The organism is Chryseobacterium sp. B21-037, assembly GCF_028570785.1.
Taxonomy (GTDB): Bacteria; Bacteroidota; Bacteroidia; order Flavobacteriales; family Weeksellaceae; genus Chryseobacterium; species Chryseobacterium proteolyticum.
In genome coordinates this window covers 2669127-2686072 of sequence record NZ_JALGCB010000001.1, presented here as the reverse complement: position 1 = coordinate 2686072, position 16946 = coordinate 2669127, and the positions used below count along the sequence as shown (strand labels likewise).

At 37.3% G+C, this 16946-nt stretch carries 15 protein-coding genes; 10 read left to right on the top strand and 5 right to left on the bottom strand.

What is annotated here, in order from left to right; translation table 11 throughout:
* Positions 1-9: 9 nt before the first annotated feature.
* The gene (locus MTQ00_RS11910) at positions 10-3930 is read right to left on the bottom strand and encodes a Pls/PosA family non-ribosomal peptide synthetase (protein WP_273649252.1); all 3921 of its coding nucleotides are present in this window, start codon (positions 3928-3930) and stop codon (positions 10-12) included.
* A 144-nt stretch (positions 3931-4074) separates the two neighbouring features.
* Here MTQ00_RS11910 and upp point away from each other — a divergent pair, with 144 nt between their 5' ends.
* Complete coding sequence (gene upp, locus MTQ00_RS11905) at positions 4075-4725, top strand: uracil phosphoribosyltransferase (RefSeq protein WP_273649251.1); 651 nt, start codon at positions 4075-4077, stop codon at positions 4723-4725.
* On the opposite strand, the gene MTQ00_RS11900 is transcribed toward upp, so the two are convergent.
* The 3 genes from MTQ00_RS11900 to MTQ00_RS11890 form a co-directional block, all read right to left on the bottom strand.
* Positions 4726-5418, bottom strand: a complete 693-nt coding sequence (locus tag MTQ00_RS11900) for an alpha/beta fold hydrolase (protein ID WP_273649250.1) — start codon at positions 5416-5418, stop codon at positions 4726-4728.
* 76 nt (positions 5419-5494) lie between these two features.
* Positions 5495-6145, bottom strand: coding sequence for a ComF family protein (locus MTQ00_RS11895; protein ID WP_273649249.1), 651 nt, complete (start codon positions 6143-6145; stop codon positions 5495-5497).
* A gap of 78 nt (positions 6146-6223) precedes the next feature.
* Positions 6224-7708, bottom strand: a complete 1485-nt coding sequence (locus MTQ00_RS11890) for a helix-turn-helix domain-containing protein (protein ID WP_273649248.1) — start codon at positions 7706-7708, stop codon at positions 6224-6226.
* Between the two features lie 126 nt (positions 7709-7834).
* Between MTQ00_RS11890 and aceB the strand changes: the two genes are divergently transcribed.
* The 8 genes from aceB to MTQ00_RS11850 all read left to right on the top strand — a co-directional run bounded on the left by aceB (position 7835) and on the right by MTQ00_RS11850 (position 15332).
* Positions 7835-9409, top strand: a complete 1575-nt coding sequence (aceB, locus tag MTQ00_RS11885) for a malate synthase A (RefSeq protein WP_273649246.1) — start codon at positions 7835-7837, stop codon at positions 9407-9409.
* Positions 9410-9606: 197 nt separating this feature from the next.
* The gene (aceA, locus tag MTQ00_RS11880) at positions 9607-10887 is read left to right on the top strand and encodes an isocitrate lyase (RefSeq protein WP_273649244.1); all 1281 of its coding nucleotides are present in this window, start codon (positions 9607-9609) and stop codon (positions 10885-10887) included.
* Between the two features lie 196 nt (positions 10888-11083).
* Positions 11084-11659 (top strand): OmpH family outer membrane protein, encoded by a 576-nt coding sequence (locus tag MTQ00_RS11875; protein ID WP_172280229.1) that lies wholly within the window; start codon positions 11084-11086, stop codon positions 11657-11659.
* Positions 11660-11808: 149 nt separating this feature from the next.
* Positions 11809-12192 carry an acyl-CoA thioesterase gene (locus MTQ00_RS11870; RefSeq protein WP_273649242.1) on the top strand — a complete coding sequence of 128 codons (384 nt, stop codon included), beginning with the start codon at positions 11809-11811 and terminating at the stop codon, positions 12190-12192.
* A gap of 72 nt (positions 12193-12264) precedes the next feature.
* Positions 12265-12711, top strand: a complete 447-nt coding sequence (locus MTQ00_RS11865; protein ID WP_172280225.1) for a 6-pyruvoyl trahydropterin synthase family protein — start codon at positions 12265-12267, stop codon at positions 12709-12711.
* 25 nt (positions 12712-12736) lie between these two features.
* Positions 12737-13528: a UDP-2,3-diacylglucosamine diphosphatase gene (locus tag MTQ00_RS11860; RefSeq protein ID WP_273649239.1), complete on the top strand. Its 792-nt coding sequence runs from the start codon at positions 12737-12739 to the stop codon at positions 13526-13528.
* A 173-nt stretch (positions 13529-13701) separates the two neighbouring features.
* Complete coding sequence (locus tag MTQ00_RS11855) at positions 13702-14691, top strand: LuxE/PaaK family acyltransferase (protein ID WP_273649237.1); 990 nt, start codon at positions 13702-13704, stop codon at positions 14689-14691.
* Between the two features lie 95 nt (positions 14692-14786).
* Positions 14787-15332, top strand: coding sequence for a hypothetical protein (locus tag MTQ00_RS11850; RefSeq protein WP_273649235.1), 546 nt, complete (start codon positions 14787-14789; stop codon positions 15330-15332).
* A gap of 33 nt (positions 15333-15365) precedes the next feature.
* On the opposite strand, the gene aqpZ is transcribed toward MTQ00_RS11850, so the two are convergent.
* A complete protein-coding gene (aqpZ, locus tag MTQ00_RS11845; protein WP_273651061.1) occupies positions 15366-16082 on the bottom strand; it encodes an aquaporin Z in 717 nt (238 codons plus the stop codon).
* A gap of 219 nt (positions 16083-16301) precedes the next feature.
* Here aqpZ and MTQ00_RS11840 point away from each other — a divergent pair, with 219 nt between their 5' ends.
* On the top strand, positions 16302-16922 hold the full coding sequence (locus tag MTQ00_RS11840) for a DUF5715 family protein (RefSeq protein ID WP_273649233.1): 621 nt from the start codon (positions 16302-16304) through the stop codon (positions 16920-16922).
* Positions 16923-16946 lie beyond the last annotated feature (24 nt).

Below are 16946 nucleotides of genomic sequence, written 5' to 3'. Positions count from 1 at the left end.
TATAATGTTTTATTTTCCTCGTATCGGGCTTCCGTGCCAGGATGTGTTATCAGAAAGTACCTCGCCCTTCATAATCAGTGAAAGGGCATCAACATTTACGTTATTACCTATTTCGGTATCGTAAAGAATAATGGTTCTTGAATTAATGGTTGTCTGCTTACCGATTTTTACACTTCCTATTTTCATAATACGATCTTCAAAAAGATGCGTCTGCGGCCCGCAGTCTTCATTTAACATTGCTTCGTCATCTATCGTTACCATATCATACTCTGTAATATCTGTTGTATTGAGCCACACCCTTTTACCGATCTTCACACCCAAAAATCTCATAAAGAAAGGAAGCCACATCGTTCCCCGCAGGAAATCAAGAAAGAAGATTACAGGGAGTGCCTCATATACTGTAGTTATTCCTTCACTCAACCAGACTTTTAGGCTGTACATGGGCATTTCTGTTTTTTTATACTTTCCAACGAGAACCCATTTAAGGATTACCGTAAAGAAAAAGGAAGGTAGGGCTACAATTCCCAGATAATAAAATGGAGAAAATAAGATCAAATGATGGATTCTTCCTTCAAGATAATTGCTGGTGTAGGCAATAAATAATACACTGCAGATAATAATAACGGTTTGAGGCAGAATAATCCGGATTCCCTCCACAATAGCACGTGCAAACTTAAGACCGAAGGGAGGGTTGTAGGTAAGGCTATTGTCAAAGCGCTCCGATTTTTGTCTTGAGGGAAGTCCGATTGGCGGAGATCCAAACCAGTCTTTTTCAGAAGAGTTTTTAAGTTGTTCTTCATTCGGAGCTTTGCTTAGCACGCCGATAAGCATATTATCTCCTAATTCATATCCCTGTGGGATCAATCCGCTGTTTCCTACAAAACTATTGTTGCCGATCTTGGTTTTTGCCAGGATCAGTTTTTCATTTCTTACATCATGTTCCCCCAGGATGACCGCGTCAGCAATAAAAGATCCCTCTCCAATTTCCAGAAGATTGTGGGAAACATCGCTTGCTGTGGAGATCTCTGAATTTCTGCCAACTTTGGCTCCCATCATCCTGTAAAATTTACTGATATAAATCGAAGCAAAAAGAGGATGTACGACGGTTAATGCAAGATTAAATATCTGATCTTTTACCCATTTCCGATAATAGATAAAACTGTAAACAGGATATATTCCCGGCTTCATACGGTATTGCAGGCACCTTGTGATAATACTGACAACCCCGATAAAAATTAATATGTAGATTGTAGATAGAATAGGTGCCTGCCATAGGTAATAGAAACTGTAATCCGCTGAACGGTCGTCCAGATAATACAAGGTGTACAATGTTGGAGCAAGTGGTAAAACGATTAAAAGTGGGAAGAAAAAAAGAGAACATGCATATATGATAGCATATTTGTTTCTTTTTGCGGTAGAAACCAGCTGTGGAATCTGCGTCTCTTCCTTACTTTTTGTTCTTAGCTTTTCAGCCGGGCTACCATCCCAGACTTCACCGTATCCGATCGTATTTCCTTCATTTAAACAGCTGAGATCCTGAAGTTCTCCGAATTCCTCAATGACAGTATTACCACATACTATAGCTGAAGAACCAAGATAAGCGTGTGCTTTAATATGTACTTTTCTTATTTTAAGCACTCCATTTTCTACAGATGCATTATCAATACTACATCCTGAGCTCGTGGTTACGTTTTGATCAATGGTAACAAGATCTTCAGCTGCAATAGGTAAAAGGCTAAGCTGTGCGCTCGGATGAACGTGTACACCTAATAATTTCAGATATTTCGGATACAATGGGGTTTCAACAATAAATTCTGAAGGCATCAGTCTTTTTACGGTTTTCCAGAGCCACCATCTGAAGTAATACCAGCCCCATAACGGATAATCACCTTCTTTTATTTTTCCGATAACAAGCCACTTTGTTAAAAGAATAATAACAGAATAAACCGGTGGTATGAGTGTATACAAAAGAATAGCACTTAACAGGGCTAATCCGGTTCCGTACCCGTTAAGCTGGAAATAATAATAACTAAGATAGGGGAAAAATATTTGTACACTAAATAATGCAAAAACAACCAGTAAGGAAATAGTCTGGGCAAGATTGCAGGCATAATATTGAAATGACGAAACTCTTGTAAACGGTTCCTGATCGGATGCCTTTTCAGTGTGTTTATTTTTAAGGCAATCTGAATAAGCGGAAAGCGGCCTGTTTTCATAAATATCTTTTAAAGAAGCGTAAGGAATCCCTGCTTTTTGCCGGAGGTGAGAAACTAATGTTGCAGCAAGTAAGGAATGTCCTCCCAGATCCGTAAAAAAGTCCTGATGTAATTGGATCTCTTTTCCCGGAAACATCCAATGAAGGGTCTGCAACAGTTTTTCTTCGATAGGAGCTTCAGGATTTATTTCAATGTCTTCACTTTTCTCATGGCTGATGAAGCTTTCAGGAACCGGCAGTTTTTTTCGGTCAATTTTTCCACTCGGCATCCTGGGCATTTCCCTCATTTTGATGATCGAGACGGGAACCATATAAGGTGCCAGAAACTTTGCTAACTCTTTACGTATTGTATTTTCATCGAATTCATGATGGTCACTCATTACAGTATAGCCAACGAGTTGCCCCTGTCCGTTAGCGTCTTCTTTCACGGCAACAGCTGCTGAAGAAATGCCGGGAAGCTGATTCAACCTGGCTTCTATTTCTCCCAATTCAATCCTGTAGCCACGGAGTTTGATCTGGTCATCTATTCTTCCCTGAAAATCTATAAAACCGTTTTCCCGTATAATAACAGCATCTCCAGTTTTGTAAATGGTATCGCCGGGAATTTCAGGAAATGGATTTTTCAGGAATTTTTGATCTGTTAGTTCCGGGAGGTTGAAATAGCCATTACTGACTCCGGGACCAGAAATGATCATTTCACCCCTTTCTCCTCGTGGTACGATATTCAGATTTTCATCAACCACAGCAATATGATAATTGGGTAGAGGATGGCCAATCGTAAGCTCGTCATCATCCTTCAGCTTAGCCATGTTGGATGATACTGTAGTTTCCGTGGGACCATAGCTGTTGATGAAGGTTCTGTAAGGCTTTGCCCATTTTTCCTGTACTTGTTTTGTGCATGCTTCACCCCCTGTATTGATGATCCTCACTGAAGGAACCTCCTCGATAATGGCTAAGATACTGGGCACTGCATGAAGAACAGTGATTTTATTCCTGATTAATACCTCACTTAATTCATCAATAGCTTTTACAGTAAGGGCATCTGCAATCCATATCGTTGCACCGGAAAAAAGACTGATCCATACCTCTTCACACCACATGTCAAAGGAGACGGAAAACCCCTGATATACAATATCGGTATCTTTTATTCCTATGAAATCTTCTTCAGATCTTATAAGATGACAGATATTCCTGTGGGAAATTGGAATTCCTTTAGGATTTCCGGTACTTCCGGAAGTAAATAACACGTATGCCCATTGATCGGAGCTAATCGGATCGCTGATTGGAGGGATAGTGGTGTCCGGTTGTGGGGCAATGGCTAGAGGCCGACAATGGATTCCGGCATCTGCATCAGAGAAATAAGCTTTTACATGAATGTCTGTAAAAACTTTTCTTATCCTGTCTTCAGGCATCTCCCGGTCCAGTGGAACATAAGAGGCTCCGGCCTTTAATATTCCTAAAATAGCAACTGGAAGCTCCATACTTCGGGGATACCAAACCCCGACACTATCGCCCGGCTTTATACCTTCATTGTGAAGCTGTAAAGCAATTGCATTACTCCAGTTATTGAGTTCTTCATAAGAGAGTTTTTTACCATTAAATATAAATGCTGTTTTATTTTTGTATTTTTCAAAAATAGGAGCTAATAACCCGGGAAGAGTCTCTTCCTTTAAAAATTCAGGAGCTATTTTTCCTAAAATTAAACTTTTCATCATTCAAGATTTTTTTATGTAAAGATGTGTTGGGAAACTTTCATAAATATACTTTATTTCTGTTTACGTTCAATCTCGGATTTCGTTTTTTAATTGTAATTTTGCAGGAATTAAAGCCCACCAACTCTAATTAAAATTTAAAATTTCATGGTTACTATTTTATCTGAAAACTTTTCTCTTGTTAATGAGTGGATTAACGAACTGCGTAATGTAGATGTTCAACATGACCGATTGAGATTCCGTAGAAATATGGAACGTATCGGAGAGATTGCCGCTTTTGAAATCAGTAAAGAACTTGAGCAAAGAGAAGTTGAAATCCAGACTCCTCTGGATACGATAAAGGTTAGGGAAATTGCAGTACAACCAGTGATTACTACTATTCTTAGGGCAGGAGTTCCTCTATTTCAGGGAATATTAAATTATTTGGATAAAGCTGATTGCGGTTTTGTAGCAGCCTATAGAAAACATGATGCCAACGATTATTTTTCGATCAAGCAGGATTATCTTACTTGTCCAAGTATTGAAGGAAGACCTTTAATCGTGGGAGATCCTATGCTGGCTACAGGAGCGTCATTAATTGAAGCAATCAAAGACTTACTCACACACGGAACACCTACTCAATTGCACATTGTAGCGGCCATCGCATCTAAACAAGGAGTAGAAACAATTGAAAAAGTTTATCCTGAAGCAAAAATTTGGGTAGGTGCTATTGATGATCAACTGACTTCCAAAGGCTACATTACTCCCGGATTGGGAGATGCCGGTGACCTTAGCTATGGTGAAAAATTACAGCGGTAATTAATACAGATTCCAGAAATCCTTCATTATAATATCCATCAATAATACCGGACGTACTTTTTCCATTGGATGTCTGGTGTCCGGAAGTATCATTAATCTTGCGTTAGGAATACGACGATAGGTTTGAACGGTCTCTTCCAATGTTACCATATTATCATGGTCTCCGGCCATGATCTGGACTGGAGTTGTAATCTTTGATAAACTATCTGAATTTAGCGGTGGTTTTTTACCTAAAGAAACCATCATGCCGGCAATTGCGGGAAGCAGCTCTTTCCATTGGGAGCCGTGTTGTAATTCCAGTTGTTCAGCATATTTCGGAATTTTTAAAAGAATGGCCTCAGGGTCAAGCATTGTACTTTCCTTTAAAGCCTGCTCCTCTGTCCAGTCGAATTTTGTGCCTAATGTCAATACGGAATTTACATTTTCCGGTACCTGCAGAGCGTAGCAGAGACCAACATAGCCACCCATGCTGTGTCCGAAAATATAAACATCATTGAGTTTTTGTTGCTTACAGTATTCAGCCAGTTCCTGAGTGTATTTTTCTATGCTGATACCATCTTGCGGAATTTCAGTGTTTCCATGCCCTGAAAAAAGAGGGGTGTGTATATTGAATTGTTTTGATAAGTCCTTTAGATAAGGTTTGAAAATATCACTGTGCCCTAGAGCACCGTGCAGTAAAAGCAGGTTTTTCATATCTATTAGTTTATCCGGAAAATTATGAAAAAGAATTGAAAGCTGGAAGTAAGGTTTAGAGGTTAGAAGTTAGAGGTTAATCTATTGCCATTACCAGAATGCTCACTTTATTATTGCCGCTATTTAAGATTTCCCATGCTATAGTTGCGATCGTATTGCCGGTGGTAAAAACGTCATCAATTAATAAAATATGTTTATCAGATACCTTTCGGGATATTGAAAAAGTGTTGTCATTTTTTAGGCGATGTTTTTTATCTTTTAGGGCCTGAGCTTGTGAGTAGTAGTTTCTTTTGATCAGGTGATGGTCAAATGGAATATGATATTGGTTGGATAGTATTTCTGTAAACAGATGCAATTGATTAAATCCTCTTTCTCTTTCTTTTTTAGGATGAAGTGGAACGCTTACCAGTAAATCAGGTTTGTTATTTTTAAAATCCAGTATACCGATTGTCCAGTTTGCGATTACTTTCCCGGTTTTTTTCCTGTTTTTATATTTTAATTCGTGGATGATCTTACGGCTTAAGTTTTCCTCCTCAAAATACATGAGCGCATATGCATTTTCAACCGGAAACAATAATTTGCACTTTTCTTTAAACAGGTTATCTTCAAAATAATTGAAATGGGTAAAGTGAATATGTTCAAAACAGGAGGAGCATACCAGAAGGTCAGCATCGATGATCCGGTTGCAGTGGATGCAACGATTGGGGAAAAGAAGGTCAAGAATCATTTTTGTGTTTTTTACTAATATAAGTTTATTAGCTGAAACATGAAAGAGGTAAGAAGTAATGAAAGAATGTAATGCTTTTTAACCCTGAGATTCTACTTCCTTTCGTATTTTTTCAATGGAATTTTTCATACTCTGATTAAAATATTCCTTCTCAAGACGAACCGGTGGAGCTTGTCTTACTTCACAATCTGCAATACTGCAGGATTCACAGGTTACCCCCACGTTGATCGTCGGTAAACTTGGAGATTTGATAAAGTTTATTTTCTTTATTGTTTGAGGATTTAATAATATTCCCAGACAGTAGCTTCGGTTACTGCCGTCTGAAAAAGGGTTTTTCTGGGAAGTGGAAATAACGAGATAACTTATTCCCTGATCTTTATAATGGGAGATCTGAGCGTCCGTTAATGTTTCATTTTCCGTTAAATCCTGAAGATTTTTTACAGCAATCCATCTTCTGCAATAATGTTCATTCGTAGCATTAGCATGAGGAGCCTGCTGGTGATTCAGATGCAGTTCTTTTAAAATCTGAATTCTTTCGGAATCTTTCTTTTTAACCAGGCATAAATAAAACAAATCTTTTATTCCTAATTCTGAAGAAAGGACATTAGTTAGCCTGTAATAAAATGTTTCCGGAGAATTCGTAAAGCTTTCAATGAGATGGGTGAAGCCTTTGGATTTCCAGCTATTTTGTAAAAAGAAGTCAGAAGTATTTTCTATAATCTGCTCTTTTGAAATCAATAGTGCGCCGGCGAAATAGGACGCATAGAAATTGTTCAGGATTTCCTCGAAGCTTCCGAAATCCAGCCATGAGTAGGTGTTGGGACGGTTTTTTAATTCAAGAACATTGAAACCAATTTCTTTAGCGAGAATAAATGTCTTCTGGTCTTTTTCTAATTTGCTGTTGAGCAGTAAAAGTTTTTTTTCAGGAATAAATAATGAACGGAGATGCACGGATGTTCCAAAAGGTTCGAAATCTTTGGATTGAATCGTGTAATTGAATTTTTCATTGAGGATATTTTGTAAAATATCCGGATCCAGATTTTTACTGAACTCTAAACAATGCTCCTGAGCAAAGGATAATACTTTTTCTTCGATATCAGGAAAATAATTATCATAAAGTTCCTGGAAGGATCGCAATACGGCAAAATAAAAACGCTCTTTTCCCAGATTGTAGTTTTGAGATATTTCAATCAGTGCATTGATAAAGGCGGTGACCTTTTTGGGGGCATCACTGATGATGCTGATGAGGTTATTTTTATTTATTCCGAAAAGGTCCAGAGGAACTTCTTTAAAAAAATCCGATTGTAAAATTTCATTAAACGGAGCCAGGCTTTTGTCTAGTTTCGTAGAAACCAGATCATCGAATGTGCAGTTCAGAGATTCGGAAAGCTGGATAATCTTATCGTGCTTGGGGTATTTTTTTCCGTTCTCAATTTCGTTGAGGTAAGATTTTGATAACCCTGTTTTTACGGCAAGGTCCTGCAGAGACCAATTTTTCTTTTGTCTCAGCTGCTTCAGTTTAAGACCGAAAACCGTTTTAATAAAATCACTTTCTGCATTCATTACTCAAATATAGATATTTGATTGCGATTATTCGCATAATAATTTTTAAAAATAATTAGCGAACGTTCGCTAATTGTGAAAATTTTTATTTATGTTTGTAATATCAAATCACAAAATCAATGAGTTATGGAAACAACCACCCAATTAAGAATAAAGGCTCAAAGCCAGTTTGAAGAGATTTTCAATCCCGAATTGATAGAGTTTCTGATTGAACTTCACCAGAACTTTAATGCTAAAAGGCTTGATCTTTTAGAAGAAAGAAAAGAAACTCAGCTTGATTTTGATCGCAGAAATCTTCCCAGGTTTTTACCTCAGACAGAAGAAATAAGAAATGGAGATTGGGTATGTTCGCCATTGCCTGAAGATTTACTTGACCGGAGAGTTGAAATTACGGGTCCGGTAGATCGTAAAATGATCATTAATGCGCTTAATTCTGGAGCATCCACATTTATGGCAGATTTCGAGGACAGCAATGCTCCTAAATGGAAAAACTGCATGGAAGGGCAGATTAATCTTTCAGATGCTATTAACAGAAGTATAGATTTTACAACCCGAGAAGGGAAAGCATATCAATTGCAGGAAAAGACCGCCGTATTACTAGTTCGTCCAAGAGGATTACATCTTCATGAAAAGCATATTGAGATCAACGGTGAAGAGGCTTCCGGTTCATTGGTTGATTTTGGGATTTATTTTTTTAGGAATGCACAAAAACTTCTTGAAAAGGGGAGTGGTCCTTACTTTTATCTTCCCAAACTGGAACACTATAAAGAAGCCAGATGGTGGAATGAAGTTTTTGATTTTGCCCAGAATTATCTTCAGATTCCACGAGGTACGATTAAGGCTACGGTTTTAATAGAGACGATCACCGCATCGTTTCAGATCGATGAAATTTTATATGAGCTAAAAGAACACAGCGCAGGATTGAACTGCGGACGATGGGATTATATTTTCTCATTTATTAAAAAATTCAGAAACCTTCCTGAATTTATAATACCGGATCGTGATCAGGTAACCATGACCTCTCCGTTTATGACTGCCTATTCCAAAAGGGTGATTGAAATTTGCCACAAACGAAATGTGCATGCCATCGGAGGAATGGCTGCTCAGATTCCTATAAAAAATGATGATCAGGCGAATCATATTGCCTTTGAAAAAGTAAAAGCAGATAAGGAGCGTGAAGTAAAAAATGGGCATGATGGCACCTGGGTAGCCCATCCTGCTTTGGTTTCTTTGGCTAAAGATATTTTTGACGAATATATGCCTTCAAAAAACCAAATTGACAAGAAAGTGGATTATCAAATCAAGGAAAGTGATCTGCTGGAAATTCCTAAGGGAGAGATTAGTGAAAGAGGTGTTCGTAAAAATATTAATGTAGGAATTCTTTATCTCGAAAGTTGGTTGATGGGTATAGGTGCAGCGGCTATTTATAATCTTATGGAGGATGCAGCTACCGCAGAAATTTCACGGACACAGATCTGGCAATGGCTGAAGAATGAGGCTGTTTTAATTGATGACCGGATTCTTACCAGAGAAATGGTTCTTCAGTGGGAAAGAGAAGAGATGGATACCATTGAAAAATATGTAGGTGAAGAGCGCTTTAAAAACGGGAAATTTAATCTGGCTAAAGAGCTTTTTAACGAATTGATCTTCTCAGAAAAATTTGAAGAATTCCTCACTTTGAAAGCGTATCCTTTTATTTAACGTATAAGAGCGTTGGGGAAAAGAAAAGTTGTGGGTAAGAATCCGATATAGTTTTTCGAGTTGGTTTTTGAAATCATTGAATCTATGAGCGATATGTTCTTTTTGGTCAAGCTGATGGAATTCCAATGATAAACCTGTAGAACTCGTATTCCGAATTTTATAAAAATAATTTATAACTAAATACAAATCAAAATATTATGAAAACGAAACAAGAAAAAATTCAGGCTTTAGAGCAGGATTGGCTGAACAATCCACGTTGGAAGGGAGTACAAAGACCTTATACAGCTGAAGAGGTTTTAAAGCTCAGAGGATCTTATACGATCGATTACACGATCGCCACTGAAATGTCTAAAAAATTCTGGGAGAAGCTTACGACTCAGGATTTTGTAGCCGGATTGGGCGCATTAACAGGAAATCAGGCAGTACAGGAAGTAGATGCCGGGTTGGAGGCTATTTACCTTTCGGGCTGGCAGGTGGCTGCTGATGCGAATTTATCAGGAGAAATGTATCCTGATCAATCTTTGTATCCAGCGAACTCCGTTCCTTCTGTAGTTAAGAAAATCAATAATGCTCTGTTAAGGGCGGATCAGATCCAGTCTGTAAACGGAGGTGGCGATAAAGAATACCTTGTTCCTATTATTGCTGATGCAGAGGCTGGATTTGGAGGTAATCTGAATGCGTTTGAACTGATGAAACAGATGATCGAGGCCGGAGCAGCAGCGGTTCATTTTGAAGACCAGCTGTCTTCTGCAAAGAAATGCGGACATTTGGGAGGTAAGGTATTGGTACCTACTCAGGAAGCCATCAATAAATTAGTAGCTGCCCGTTTAGCTGCCGATGTAGCAGGGGTTCCGAGTGTCATTATTGCAAGAACAGATGCTGATGCCGCAGACCTTCTGACTTCAGATATTGATGACAGAGATAAGAAATTTGTGACCGGAGAGAGGACTTCAGAAGGATTTTATGTAGTGAAAAACGGAGTAGAACAAGGAATCGACCGTGGTTTATCATATGCGCCTTATGCTGATCTGATCTGGATGGAAACGTCTAATCCTGATCTGGAACAGGCAAGAAGATTTGCTGAGGGAATCCATGCCAGATTTCCTGGAAAAATGTTAGCGTATAACTGTTCACCTTCATTCAATTGGGCTGCCAAATTAAGTGTTGAGGAAATGACTACTTTCCGTGAGGAGCTTGCCAAAATGGGATATAAATTCCAGTTTATCACGTTGGCTGGTTTCCATGCACTCAATACAGCAATGTTTGAGCTGGCATTAGCGTATAAAGAAAAAGGAATGGCTGGATATTCCGAGTTACAGGAACGTGAGTTTGCTTTACAGCAAAAAGGGTTCAGGGCCGTGAAACACCAGTCTTTTGTAGGAACCGGATATTTTGATGAGATTCAGAATGTGGTAACAGGTGGTTCTTCAGCAACTGTCGCCATGAAAGACTCTACTGAAATAGCACAGTTTCATTAAGAAGTAAGTTTTTTCCACATTATACATATTGTTTGAAATCCTTCTCCATGTTGGGAAGGATTTTTGCGATGAAGAAATTAAATATTCTCAGGTTTGCAGGCTTTTGGACGGGAATAAAGGTTTAAAAAACTAATGAAAATTTGTATTATATTTGAAAACTAAAAAAATAGTGTTTTTTAAACAATTTAATAAAAAAATGAAGTTAATTAAGGTACTTTTTATTGCAGCAGGACTTACGCTAACGGCTAACGCTGCTCACGCCCAACAGAAGATTGGCCATGTAAACTCTGATGATATTTTTGCAAGTATGTCTGAAGTGAAAACGGTAACCTCTACTATTGATAACCTGACTAAAACCAAGCAGGCTGAAATTGAGAAGTTGATCACAGAATATCAAACCAGACTTAAGGCAGCTCAAGATAAAGAGAAGACATTGAGTGAAGCCAATAAAGAGGCTGTTACCAAAGAGCTGATGGCTGCACAAACAGAATTACAGACATTAGGTAAAAAGATAGAAGATGCCAGAGGTCAGGCGGCGAAGGAGGTTTCTGCTAAACAGACCGAGTTATTTACTCCTGTACAGCAAAAAATCCAAAATGCGATTTCTGCTGTAGCAAAAGAAAGAAATCTGAGCTATGTATTCGATACTTCATCCGCGCAGGGAGCCAACAATCTGGTATATACAGACGGAAGCGAGGATATTACACCGGCTGTAAAAACCAAACTGGGAGCTACTGCAACAGCCACTAAACCCGCTGCAAAAACTAAGTAAAAACTTTTAAGTTATAATATAAAAGCAGAATCGGATTTATTCGATTCTGCTTTTTTTGATCAAATTAAAATAATAAAACAGGAAAGGTATTTCCTGTTTTAGCAGATTTTATTTTTTATGCCTTATTTTTGGATAAATTTTGAAGAGAGATGAGTCTAGTGTATGAAAAGCAGATCAAGGTAACAGAAGAAAATATAGATCAGAATAAGCATGTCAATAATGTACAATATGTGAGTTGGGTAGAGGAAATTGCAACCGAACATTGGGATTCTGTAAAGCATTTAACTGAATACCCCGAAGATATATGGATGCTGCTTGATCATCATATCCAATACAAAAAGCAAGTCTATCTGAATGATGTTATTACTGTAAAAACATATCCTAAAAATCCTGAAGGAATCAGGCAACCCAGAAAGGTTGAATTTTATTGTAATGGAGAGCTTGTGGTAGATTCATTAACACTTTGGGTTCTTATTGATTCTAAAACACAAAGGATTCAAAGGCTGAAAAGTGATTGGCTGGAGAAGATTTAAATATCACCGTTCATTTGATTGTACTCCTTGGCATGTGGCCCATACTCAGCCCAAATTCCTTATCTTTGCATCATGATACGTATTACAAAAATTTTTACATTCGAAACAGCACATGTGCTATATAATTACGATGGAAAGTGTAAAAATATGCATGGACATTCCTATAAGCTGTTTGTAACAGTGAAAGGAAAGCCTATTAATGATTTGGAAAACCCTAAAAATGGGATGGTAGTGGATTTTGGTGATATTAAAAGTATCGTAAAATCTGAAATTGTAGATGTTTGGGATCATGCAGTATTGATCAACGGATTATCGCCGCATAAGGAACTGGGTGAAGATCTTGAAGAAAGAGGGCATAAAGTAATCTATTGTAATTTCCAGCCTACATGCGAAAATATGCTGTATGCTATCGCTGCTAAAATAAAATCTAAGCTTCCTGCTGAGGTTTCTTTAGCTTATCTTAAACTTCATGAAACTGAAAACTCTTACGGAGAATGGTTTGCAGAAGATAATGTATAATTGTATTCAATAAAAAACTCAACCGGTGCTAAAGACAACCATCAATTTACAACCTGGAAAAAAAGTATATTTTGCATCCGACCAGCATTTTGGCGCTCCTGATCCTAAACAAAGCAAGGTTCGTGAGGAGAAGTTTATACGCTGGATGGATGAGATAAAGGAAGATGCTCAGGTTTTATTTTTAATGGGTGACCTTTTTGACTTCTGGCATGAATGGAAATATGTTATTCCCAAAGGATACGTTCGTGTATTAGGAAAAATTGCTGAACTGAAGGATCGTGGGATTCATGTTTATTTCTTTGTGGGAAATCATGATTTATGGATGAAAGATTATCTGGAAGAGGAAATCGGATGTACTGTATTCTATAAGAGGCAATATTTTGAAATGGGTGGCAAGCAGTTCCTTCTTGCTCATGGAGATGGTTTGGGTCCGGGGGATAAAGGATATAAAAGAATGAAAAAGCTATTCACCAATCCTATTGCACAATGGGCTTTTAAATGGCTTCATCCGGATATTGCCATGAAGATTGCGTTATATCTTTCCCAGAAAAATAAAATGATTTCCGGTGAAGAGGATAAAGCATTTTTAGGAGAGGATAAAGAGTTTCTGATCATCTATTCAAAAGAAAAATTGAAAACAGAGAAAATTGATTATTTCATTTATGGACATCGTCATCTTCCTATGGTTTTAGAGCTCGAACATAAAGCTAAATACATCAATCTCGGAGATTGGATTTCTTACTTTACCTACGGGGTCTTTGAAAAAGATTTTGAATTAAAAACTTTTGACGATAAGGCAAAAAAAAATTACCTCTAAAAGAGGTAATCTTCGAATGAATAAATTCACTCTGTTTTTAATCCATATTCCGAAAATAGTATTGCAAGAATTTGACCAAAAATTTCAATTTATATTAAAAAAATATTAAAAAAGAATGTTGTAAGGATAACCGGTTAAAAATGAGATCAAAAGAATGTTAAAAATTTAGAAAATTGGAAAATATATTCAACATACGAACTGAACAGGATTTTTTAAATGCTTCTTTAAAAACATTTCGCTATCAATATGAAAATGTTGATGTATACAGGAAATTTGTAGATTACCTGAAAATTGATCCTGACACTGTTGACACAGTGACAAAAATTCCATTTTTACCCATTGAGATGTTTAAAAATCATCAGATCCTCGATAAAAGAGTAGTCGCTGATCTGTATTTTCAAAGCTCCGGAACCACGCAGATGAATTTGTCAAAACATTTCATTGCTAATGAAAATCTGTATAGGGAAAGTATTTATAAGAGTTTTGAACAGTTTATCGGAAAACCTGAGGATTTTATATTTCTTGGCCTTCTTCCGAGCTACCTGGAAAAGAAAAATTCTTCTCTGATTTATATGGTGGATTACTTAATGAATGTTTCTGCCCAGTCTGAAAACGGATATTTTTTATACAATCATGCTGATTTATTTGAACTTTTAAAAATTCTGAAGGGTAAAAAAGTAATTCTTTTCGGGGTTTCTTTTGCGCTTTTAGATTTTCTGGATTTTTGTGCCTCCCAAAAAGGTGATGAGCCGATTGGTTTTTCTAAAAATCTTATAATAATTGAGACAGGAGGAATGAAGGGGCGTAAAGAAGAAATGACAAAGGATGAACTGTTGGTGATTTTACAAAAAGGTTTTAACACCAATGCCATATATTCCGAGTATTCTATGACAGAACTTTTATCACAGGCGTACTCTTTAGGAAATAACGAGTATGAATGTCCGAAATGGATGCGGGTGCTGGTGAGAAATGCTGAAGATCCTTTAACCTATGAAAAAGAAGGAAGAACAGGTGCTGTGAATATTATCGATTTGGCGAATTTTCATTCCTGCTCCTTTATTGCGACTCAGGATTTGGGTAAGATGCTTCCGAAAAATAAATTTCAGATCCTCGGAAGGATAGATCATTCAGATATCAGGGGATGCAGTTTATTGGTGAGCTGAGGTATGCGTAATGTGCAAGCCTTAGATTTCATCTCAAAGTTTCCAGAGCTTACCCTCTGAAATCTCTCGTTCCCAACCTTATGCCCAAAAGAAATATGCTAAAAATTGAAGAACTTGTTCATGCATTCATTCATTCTCATTGTGACTTTGAGAAAGAACTTGTTTTAACCAATCATTTTCATTCAGATTGGGAAGCTGATATTCTGATTATTGATGCTATGGGGTTAAGTCATGAAATAGAGATTAAACTCTCTAAAAGTGATTTTAAGAATGATTTCAAAAAATCTTATCAGAATGCATCTACAGGAGAAAAATTTTTAAAACACGACAAAATCTCATGTGGTGATTATGTTTGTAACGCATTTAGCTTTCTCCTTCCTATGGGAATGGTCGATCATGAACAGATTCCGGAACATTGTGGGCTTATTGAGTTTTATCATAATGAGGATACATGGGAAACGGAATTTTATCACATTAAAAAACCGGTACAGGTACATATGGATTCTTACTGGAAGCTTAATGATAAAGACCTTTTTATCCGGAAAATGGCTTTGAATTTACTTCAGAAAAAAATGGAAGTTAAAGGAAAACATGAAGAACTGATTTTTAAAAACCCGTTCGATATTAAAAAAAGAAAATAAAAATCCTGTCAGATCGACAGGATTTTTTTATGATTAAGCAGCGACCTCATTGTCTGACCGCTGAAGTAAAAACTTATAAATTATCCCACCGGCAACTCCACCAAGGATAGGTGCTACCCAGAATAACCATAATTGGGACATGGCAGCTCCTCCTACAAATAATGCCTGAGACAAAGATCTTGCAGGATTTACAGAAGTATTTGTAATTGGGATGGAAATCAGATGGATCAGGGTTAAAGCAAGACCAATAGCGATTCCTGCAAACTTCCCGTTAGCCCATTTATCCGTTGCGCCCATAATAACGATAAGGAAGAAAGCTGTTAACAGAAATTCTGCTAAGAAAGCTGCCCCCATTGAATAGCTTCTGTTGTTATAACCTGGCATATCATAGAAATTCGTTGCAAAGGCTCCGGGCCCTTCGGCGCTGAAAGCTCCGGCTCCATTCAGTATAATGCAAAGACATCCTGCTGCTGCAATTGCTCCGAGACATTGTGCGACAACATATGAAATCAGATCCTTGAAAGAAAATCTTCCTCCGGCTAAAAGGCCGAAAGTAACTGCAGGATTAAAATGTCCACCTGATATATGACCTACAGCGTATGCCATGGTAAGCACTGTAAGACCAAATGCTAAAGCAACACCTAAAAGACCTATACCGATATCGGGAACTCCGGCGGCAAAGACTGCGCTACCGCAACCGCCAAAAACAAGCCAAAATGTGCCGAAAAATTCAGCAAAAAGTTTTTTTATCATAATGTTTATTTTTATATTGAAACCAAATTTATAGTTTAAATTTCAGATTTTCAAATTAATTTTTAAAAAGAATTAAATTAATTTGATTAACAAGTGTGAATATGATAATGTAATATGAAATTTATTGAAGTATATATTTTAAATATACATCTCTTATGGTTGAACTACATTGCATAAATGTTTATTTTTCATTTTTTTAATTAAAAAAAACGGCGAATGAAAAAAATTCTTTGTTTGATTTTTGGATGTTTTATAGGATGTTTTCATTATGGGCAATCTTCAAAAAAAATAGGGATCTGTTACGATCTTGCAGAGGTTTTAAAGGTAGAGCCGACTCCGCTTTATAAGCCACATCTCGATGCTTCAAGGAGCTTTGGTGTAAAGTTATTAACAAATAGTAAAACGGTTCAGAAATACATCAACAGTGGAAAATTTCATAAAATAAAAAAGTCAGGAAAAGGTTATCGGGTTCAAAAACTGGATTATAGTAGGCCGTATATGGTTTCCAAGGCAAAAACAACACTCGAGAAAATGGGAGCCAGGTTCAGTAAAGAAACAAAAGGACATACTTTTACGGTTTCATCCATGACAAGAACGCTTGAGGATCAATGCAGGCTAAGACGAGTAAACTCCAATGCTTCCCTCGGAATCAGCTCCCACAACTATGGTAACTCTTTTGATATCTCCTATATACGGTTTAATGATGTCCTGAAGTATAATCCTAAAATGGAAATTGCCCTTGAAAAGGTGTTGAAATTTTATGCGAATGCCGGGAGGATTTATTACATCAAAGAAAAACAACAGAGCTGTTACCATATTACAGTGAGGAACTATTAAGTCTGCTTGAAAAGAAACAATAGC